General features: G+C 58.3%; 7 protein-coding genes. 3 read left to right on the top strand and 4 right to left on the bottom strand.

Annotated elements, in window-relative coordinates; genetic code table 11:
* Positions 1-220: 220 nt before the first annotated feature.
* The 4 genes from LKE08_RS26225 to LKE08_RS26210 form a co-directional block, all read right to left on the bottom strand.
* Positions 221-1513 (bottom strand): dihydrolipoamide acetyltransferase family protein, encoded by a 1293-nt coding sequence (locus LKE08_RS26225; protein ID WP_324707241.1) that lies wholly within the window; start codon positions 1511-1513, stop codon positions 221-223.
* Positions 1510-1794 (bottom strand): hypothetical protein, encoded by a 285-nt coding sequence (locus LKE08_RS26220; RefSeq protein ID WP_324707240.1) that lies wholly within the window; start codon positions 1792-1794, stop codon positions 1510-1512. The genes LKE08_RS26225 and LKE08_RS26220 overlap by 4 nt, the downstream gene beginning before the upstream one ends.
* Before the next feature lie 44 nt (positions 1795-1838).
* Positions 1839-2288, bottom strand: coding sequence for a YlqD family protein (locus tag LKE08_RS26215; RefSeq protein ID WP_324707239.1), 450 nt, complete (start codon positions 2286-2288; stop codon positions 1839-1841).
* A gap of 174 nt (positions 2289-2462) precedes the next feature.
* The gene (locus LKE08_RS26210) at positions 2463-4400 is read right to left on the bottom strand and encodes an AMP-binding protein (RefSeq protein WP_324707238.1); all 1938 of its coding nucleotides are present in this window, start codon (positions 4398-4400) and stop codon (positions 2463-2465) included.
* Between the two features lie 23 nt (positions 4401-4423).
* Here LKE08_RS26210 and LKE08_RS26205 point away from each other — a divergent pair, with 23 nt between their 5' ends.
* The 3 genes from LKE08_RS26205 (at position 4424) to LKE08_RS26195 (ending at position 6692) form a co-directional block, all read left to right on the top strand.
* A complete protein-coding gene (locus tag LKE08_RS26205; protein ID WP_324707237.1) occupies positions 4424-4573 on the top strand; it encodes a hypothetical protein in 150 nt (49 codons plus the stop codon).
* Positions 4574-4674: 101 nt separating this feature from the next.
* The gene (locus LKE08_RS26200; protein WP_324707236.1) at positions 4675-5886 is read left to right on the top strand and encodes a hypothetical protein; all 1212 of its coding nucleotides are present in this window, start codon (positions 4675-4677) and stop codon (positions 5884-5886) included.
* 317 nt (positions 5887-6203) lie between these two features.
* Positions 6204-6692, top strand: a complete 489-nt coding sequence (locus tag LKE08_RS26195) for a transposase (RefSeq protein ID WP_324707235.1) — start codon at positions 6204-6206, stop codon at positions 6690-6692.
* Positions 6693-6797 lie beyond the last annotated feature (105 nt).

Genomic DNA, 6797 nt, shown 5'->3' with positions numbered 1-6797 from the left:
CCCAATCATCTTCAGATGATTTTTGCTGGTAGGGGCGCAAGGCTTGCGCCCTCGGGGAATTGATTCCCAAGCGGTGCGGATGTTTGACCCGCTTCCCCTGCTTCCTCTGCTTCCTCTGCTCCCTCCGCTCCCTCCGCTCCCTCCGCTCCCTCCGCTCCCTCCGCTCCCTCCGCTCCCTCCGCTCCCTCCGCTCCCTCCGCTTCCTCCGCTTCCTCCGCTTTTACAGCGTCAGAGATTGGGGGTCATTTTCGATCAACTGGGCGAAATACTGAAGGAACGCCGCCGCGTCCGCCCCGTAGATGATCCGGTGGTCACAGGTGATGTTGACCTGCATCTGGCGTTTGACGCCCATCATGCCGTCGGGGGTGGCGACCACAGCCGGACGGGAAGCCCCGATCGCCAAGATCGAACCCTGGCCGGGGGGCAAAATGGCATCGAAGCGATCGACCCCGAACATCCCCAAGTTGGAGAGGGTGAAAGTTCCCGTGGTGTACTCCTCCGGCTGCAATTGCTTGGCCCGGGCGCGATCGACGAGATCCTTCCAATTGCGGGAGAGGGAATAGATATCCACTTTGTCGGCATTTTGCAACACCGGCGTGATCAGCCCCCCGTCGGGCATCGCCACCGCCACGGCGACGTTGATACCCGCATTGTATTGGATGCCGGACTCGACATAGCTGGCATTGACCACCGGATATTTCTGCAAACTCATCGCCACCGCCTTGGCGAGGAGGGCCGTCATCGTCACCCCTTTGGATTTGATCTGCTTATAGAGTTGGTCTAAATTGTCGGTGGTGATGGTGTATCCGACGTGGAACGTCGGCACCTGCAAGCTGGCGACCATATTCCGCACCACCGCCGTTTGCAGGGTGTTCATCTTCACGACTTCCCCCAGCGGCGGTGCAGTGGCGGTCGCCGGGGCGGGGGCGGCGGCGGGCATCGGGGCGGGTTGTTGTCGGGGCGCGGGTTGCGGCGGTGCAGCCGGGGCGGAAGTCCGTCCGATCGCGGCTTCCACGTCCTCGGCTACGATCCGGCCGTGGGGGCCGCTGCCGTGCAGGGTATTCAAATCGACATCGAGTTCCTGGGCCAATTTGCGGGCGCGGGGGGATGCCACGATGCGGCCGTTGCGGCGGCTGGGGGTGGAATCCGCGCCGGCGGTGGCGGCGACGGGTTCCGGTTCCTCCCGCTGCGGTGCGGGTTCGGGTTCCGATGCGGGTTGGGAACTCCCGGAACTGAGTGCGGCTCCCTTTTGTTTGGCTTCTTCAATTTCCGCCTCCGTTTCGGCGATCAGGGCGATGGTCTGTCCGACCTCGGCGACCCCCCCTTCCGGAACGATGACCGTCGCCAAAAAGCCTTCGTGGAACGCCTCCACATCCATATCGGCTTTGTCGGACTCCACGATGAGAACGGTTTCCCCCTTGCCGACGCGATCGCCGGAGGATTTTTGCCATGAAACAATTTTACCCTCCGTCATCGTCGAGCTGAGGGCTGGCATAAACACTTCGTGAATCATAGCTGCTGAGTGGTGGTGTTGGCTGCGTGTGAATGGGCCCGAAAAAACCAAGGCGGTGCTGTGGTGCGGGCTTCCGATGGGTTGGTTGTCGGCTCGGCTGAACCGAGGCCGGCACTGACTCCCGGGGCAGTCGCCGACTCCCCGGGTTGACCCCCTTCCGGGGCGATTTCAAAAGCGCCGAGGCGATCCGGGCCGTCCCCGTCCCGACATCGACGGCGAATTTTCCGAATTCGTCCGCGATCGGCATCTGTCGATTCTACTACAAGTTGCTCCGCCCTCATCCCCGGCGCGAAAACCGGGAGTGGCGATCGCCCGAGCGCCCCCGTCAGACGTCGCCGCGAATTTCTTCCACCACGCCGTCTCGGAGGAGAATTTCCACCTGCATTTTTTTGATCAAATTGTCACCTTTTTCGACGGTAAACACGCTTTCGATCTGACCTTGGTTGACTTCCTGTTCGAGCTCAAAGGTCTGAATTTGTTGCAGTTGTTGCAGGCTCTGATTCTTTTGATCCAGAAGTTTACTCTTCTGTTCGTTCACCTGATTTTGGATATTTTCGATCTGTTTCAAAACTTCCGGACCTGGAGGTTGCAGGCTCTGTTTTTTCAGTTCGGCAATCATGCGCTGCCCCTGCATTTCGAGTTGTTGGAGCTGAGAGTCAATCTGATTAATTTGAGCTTGCAGTTGTTGTTGCGCTTCCTCTTTCCACCGGGGGGTCACGATCGCTTTGACATTGATGGGGCGCTTGAGAAGCAGTTGGTTGTTGGAAATCTCCATAAAATTGTCCTGTCAGTGTTCAGAAGTCAGTCGTGGGGGCCTGCGGTCGGTCGGGACGGTCTGGACAACCCACACCTCAACTCGGTGACGGCCGGGGAGCGGAGGCCCCAGATTGGATCGCCCGTTCCCCCGTTCCCTGGTTATTTGCCAACTGCGATCGCCGCCCCCACCGGTTCAATACATCTCGTTAATCATATCGCGGTAGCGCTCCATTACAACCGGGCGCTTGATTTTCAAGGTTTGGGTGAGCATCCCGTTTTCGATGGAGAAAGGTTCCAAAATTAATCGGAACGGACCGATGCGATCGTCGGGGCGGTAGCTGGGGCGATTTTTCACCTCCCGGTTCAACTCCCGGCGAAACAGGTCTTGAATGGGCTGGCTTTCGAGGGCGGCAGTTCCGCCGTCCCCCTCCGGCCAATCCAAAGTGACATTCTGCTCCCCGGCCCACTGCTTCAAAGCGTCCACATTGGGGACGATCAGCGCCCCCAGGGATTTTTGATCCTGGCCCACCAATACGATCTGGTCGATGTAGGGACTCCGCGCACAGGCGTCCTCGATGGGTTGGGGTTCGATATTCTCGCCGTTGGTGAGCACGATCGTATCCTTCGCCCGCCCCGTCAACACCAGATCCTGCTGTCGCGTCAGCCAGCCGAGATCCCCCGTGTCGAACCACCCCTCCGGGTCGATCGCCTTTTGAGTCGCCTCGGGATTTTTAAAATAACCCGCCATCACCTGGGGACCGCGCGCCAACACCAGCCCCTTGTGCCCCACTTCGCAGGTTTGCCGGGTGTCGGGGTCGATGATGCGAATTTCGGTGTGGGGGATCGGCTTTCCGGCCGACCCCCGCAGGTTGTGCCACAACCGTCGCGCCGTCAAAACTGGCGCCGTTTCCGTCAACCCATAACCCACCAGCAACTCAATCCCCACGATTTCGTAAAAATTCTCCAAGTGCATGGCCAAGGAGCCACCGCCGCTGATCGCCAATTTCAGGTCTCCCCCCACAGCTTCCCGCACTTTTCGATAAACCAGTTGATCCCCAAGGGCGTGGATGGGCGCCCACAACAGCATTTGCAGTTGGGCCGCCATTTTGGCGCTCTGGCTTTTGCCCTTTTTTTCGGACGACAGCGTCAGTCCCCGGACGACCCGGCGGGCGCGGATGTAGCGATCGCTGGCGGAGAAAAAGAAATTGACCAATTTCTGCCGGGTGGGCGGCTGGTCCCGGAATTGCTTCTGGGCCGCTTCGTGGATGGACTCCCAAATACGGGGGACGCTGACCATGTAGTGGGGTTTGAACTCCCGCAGATCTCGCTTGAAATAGCGGATATTGGTATAAACGAGCGTCGTCCCCTGAGACAGACAGTAATATTGTCCCATTCGCCCTAAACTGTGCCAGGTCGGCAGGATGCTGAGGACGATTTCTCCGGGGGTGGCTTGGAGGACGTCGTAGACGGCGGTGAGTTGGTGCAAAAAATTGCGGTGGGTGAGCATCACCCCCTTGGGTTTTCCGGTCGTCCCCGAGGTGTAGAGCAGGGTCGCCAGGTCGTCGGGGGTGGTTGTTGCGGGTTTGGTGAGGGTCAGGTCTTCCCCCTGGGCCATGAGTTGGCTGAAATTGAACACGGGGAGAGCGAGGGGGTGTTTCGGTTCCGGTTCTTCGTCGGACAGGAGAATCACAAATCGGATCGGTAGATCCTGAATTGCGCCGTGCAACTTGTCAAGCAGGGCCAAGTTTTCGACCACCAGGCCGGTGCTACCGCTATTTTGCAGGATGTAGGCGAGTTCTTCGGGGTCGGCCGTCGCCCCCCGGACGGCATCGGCGGCCCCGGCGGTCATGATCCCCTGGTCGGCGATCATCCACCGGGGGCTGTCGTCGGCGAACAGGGCGATGCGGGGGGGGATGTCATCGGCGATCGGTTCCACCCCCAACCGCTGCAAACCGGCGGCAAATTGTTGGATTTGCGTCCACAGTTCGCCGTAGCTGATGCGGACTTCCGGCTGGGCGTGGGGGTCCCACAGGGCGATTTCTTGGGGGACGGTTTGCGCCAGAATCGGCCAGATTTGGGGGAGGGATTCGGCGGATTGATATTGGGCGACGAAGGTAGAAGTGTCGATCATGGCGGGGATTGAGTCCGATATAGGTGGTTGATGAATGGAATCCGGGGAGAAATCCCGGCGATCGCGATATTTGTCATTATCCTATCCCCACGATTGTGGCGCGGCGATCGCAAGGGAGACAGATTTCCAGCCGTCCGTGGGACAACCGGGCCGTCGTGGCGGTCAAATGTTGAAATTGAATAAAATTAGTGGGCCGGAGAAACCAAATCGGGTAAAAAGAATCGCATAATAATAACCGACGAGGTAATCCAATTGAGGAGGGAGGATCGAACGGATGGTTCAGGAAATGAAACGTCAAAACCCGGATGTGGACTTCGCCGAGCCGGCACCGATGGAGCCGTTGGCGATCGACACCCACGCCGACGACTTGATGGACGAGATCTTCGGAGATGTCGATCGCGTCCTCGAAGGCGGCTCCAAGCTACCCAAAGACTCCGCACAGCCGGAGTTTATCTCCCTCCAATCCATCAAAGTCCCCCAAATTATCCTGCCGGCGGTCGAGACTGAAGCGGAAACGGAGGGGGCGCTCTCCTCGGAAGTGAACCTGCGGGACGCCCGGGCCGATCGCACCGAGTCCTTCGATCGCATCCTCCTGGGTGCTGCCTGTGCGTCTCTGGTTGTCACCCTCTCCCTGTGGTTGGCGACCCGGGGCGGTCTGGGGCGGCTATTTGCCCCCGCACCCGTCGCCGTCGCCCCCTCACTCGACGCCCAAACCCGGGCGGACGGGAAGTTTGTCGATTATTTGGAGCGATCGCTGGCCGCGATCGAAGGGAAAGCGACAACCCCCCAAATAGCCCTTCAGGGTTTCCCGGGATCGCCCCCCGTGATGAATTTGCCCACCCTTCCCATCCCCGACGCGCCCCCGTCGAACCCCGACACGACGGCCCTCGCCAACACCAATAACCTGATCGCGGCGATCAATCGGGTGGCCGAAGCCGTCCAAGAGGCCTCCGACCAAACCGCCTCCCTCTCCAATCAGGTCATGGCCACATTGCAGGCCCAGACTCGGCAGAATCAGCAACCGCCCCAACCTACCCCCACCCCCGGCGGGCAGGCCTCCGGCGCGGACGTGCAGGCCGAACCCGAACCGACCCCCACAGAAACGGCGACCGCCACTCCGGAACCCGAACCAGCCGCGACTCCGACGACGAGTCCCGCCGCCACCATTCCCGCCCCCCCCACCCCTTCCTCCATTCCGGCACCCCCCCCGGCATCTCCGAGTGCCCCGGCGGCCCCTCCCGAACAGACCGCCGCCGCCTCCGACACCACCGAACCCCAATCCGGCGCCGTCCATACCCTCGTCGGCATTTTGGAATTGGGCGATCGCTCCGCGGCATTATTTGAAGTCAACGGGGTCGCCCGCCGCATCTACGTCGGCGAAAGCGTCGCCGCCAGCGGCTGGACTCTGGTGGAAGTGGTCAACCAGGAAGCGGTGATCCGCCGGAACGGCGAAGTCCGCACCATTTTCGTCGGCGAACAGTTTTAAACCATGTGGGGGCAACCTTACAGGGTTGCCCAAATCAGATTTCAGGGGCAAGCGCAGAGGCTGGCCACCACCCGATGATTCATTAATTACTATTAAATTTCAGGGGCAAGCACAGAGGCTTGCCACCACCCGATGAGCCATTCATTTCAATCAACCCCAATCCGATTTTATGGGCAACCACAGAGGCTTGCCACCACCCGATGAGCCATTCATTTCAATCAACCCCAATCCGATTTCAGGGGCAAGCACAGAGGCTTGCCACCACCTAATAATTCATTGAATTGCCCAGAACTCCAAAATTGTCCCAACTGAAAATTATGGAAGTCGATCCGAGTGAGGTGAAAAGATATTATCGCCGGTTGCCACATTGGGAACTGAATGGGGCGATCTACTTCATCACATTCAATACTTGGGAAAAATTAGAACTCACTCCAGAAGCAAGAAAAGTTGTATTTACAGCTTGTTTATTTTTTCACGATAAAAGATATAAAATGTTCACATTTGTAGTCATGCCCGATCACGTCCACTTGCTAATGCAACCTCTGCAAAAGGAGAAGGGTGATTATTGGCCTCTGGCGAGTATCATGCACAGTTTAAAAAGCTATACTCACAAAGAAATTCCAAAAGTGATGACCCACATCGGTCGCGTTTGGCAACCGGAGCGCTACGATCGCATCGTTAGAGATGAGCAAGAATTTCAACAATTTTGGAAATACATTTTGGAAAATCCCATCAAAGCCAACCTATCAGATACTTGCGAAAACTACCCTTATCTTTGGATCAATCCAGAACCCAAAATCAATTAATTTTCAAATTACAACTGTAGGGGCAAGGCTCTGCGCTTGCCCATGAAACCCCATTCACAATCAATTAATCATCAAATGACCGTAGAGGCAAGCCTCTGCGCTTGC

The sequence above is a fragment of the Lyngbya sp. CCY1209 genome, assembly GCF_035615495.1.
In the GTDB taxonomy this organism is placed as follows: Bacteria; Cyanobacteriota; Cyanobacteriia; order Cyanobacteriales; family Microcoleaceae; genus Limnospira.
The sequence above is the reverse complement of the archived record's forward strand: the minus strand, read 5'-3'. Positions and strand labels throughout refer to the sequence as shown.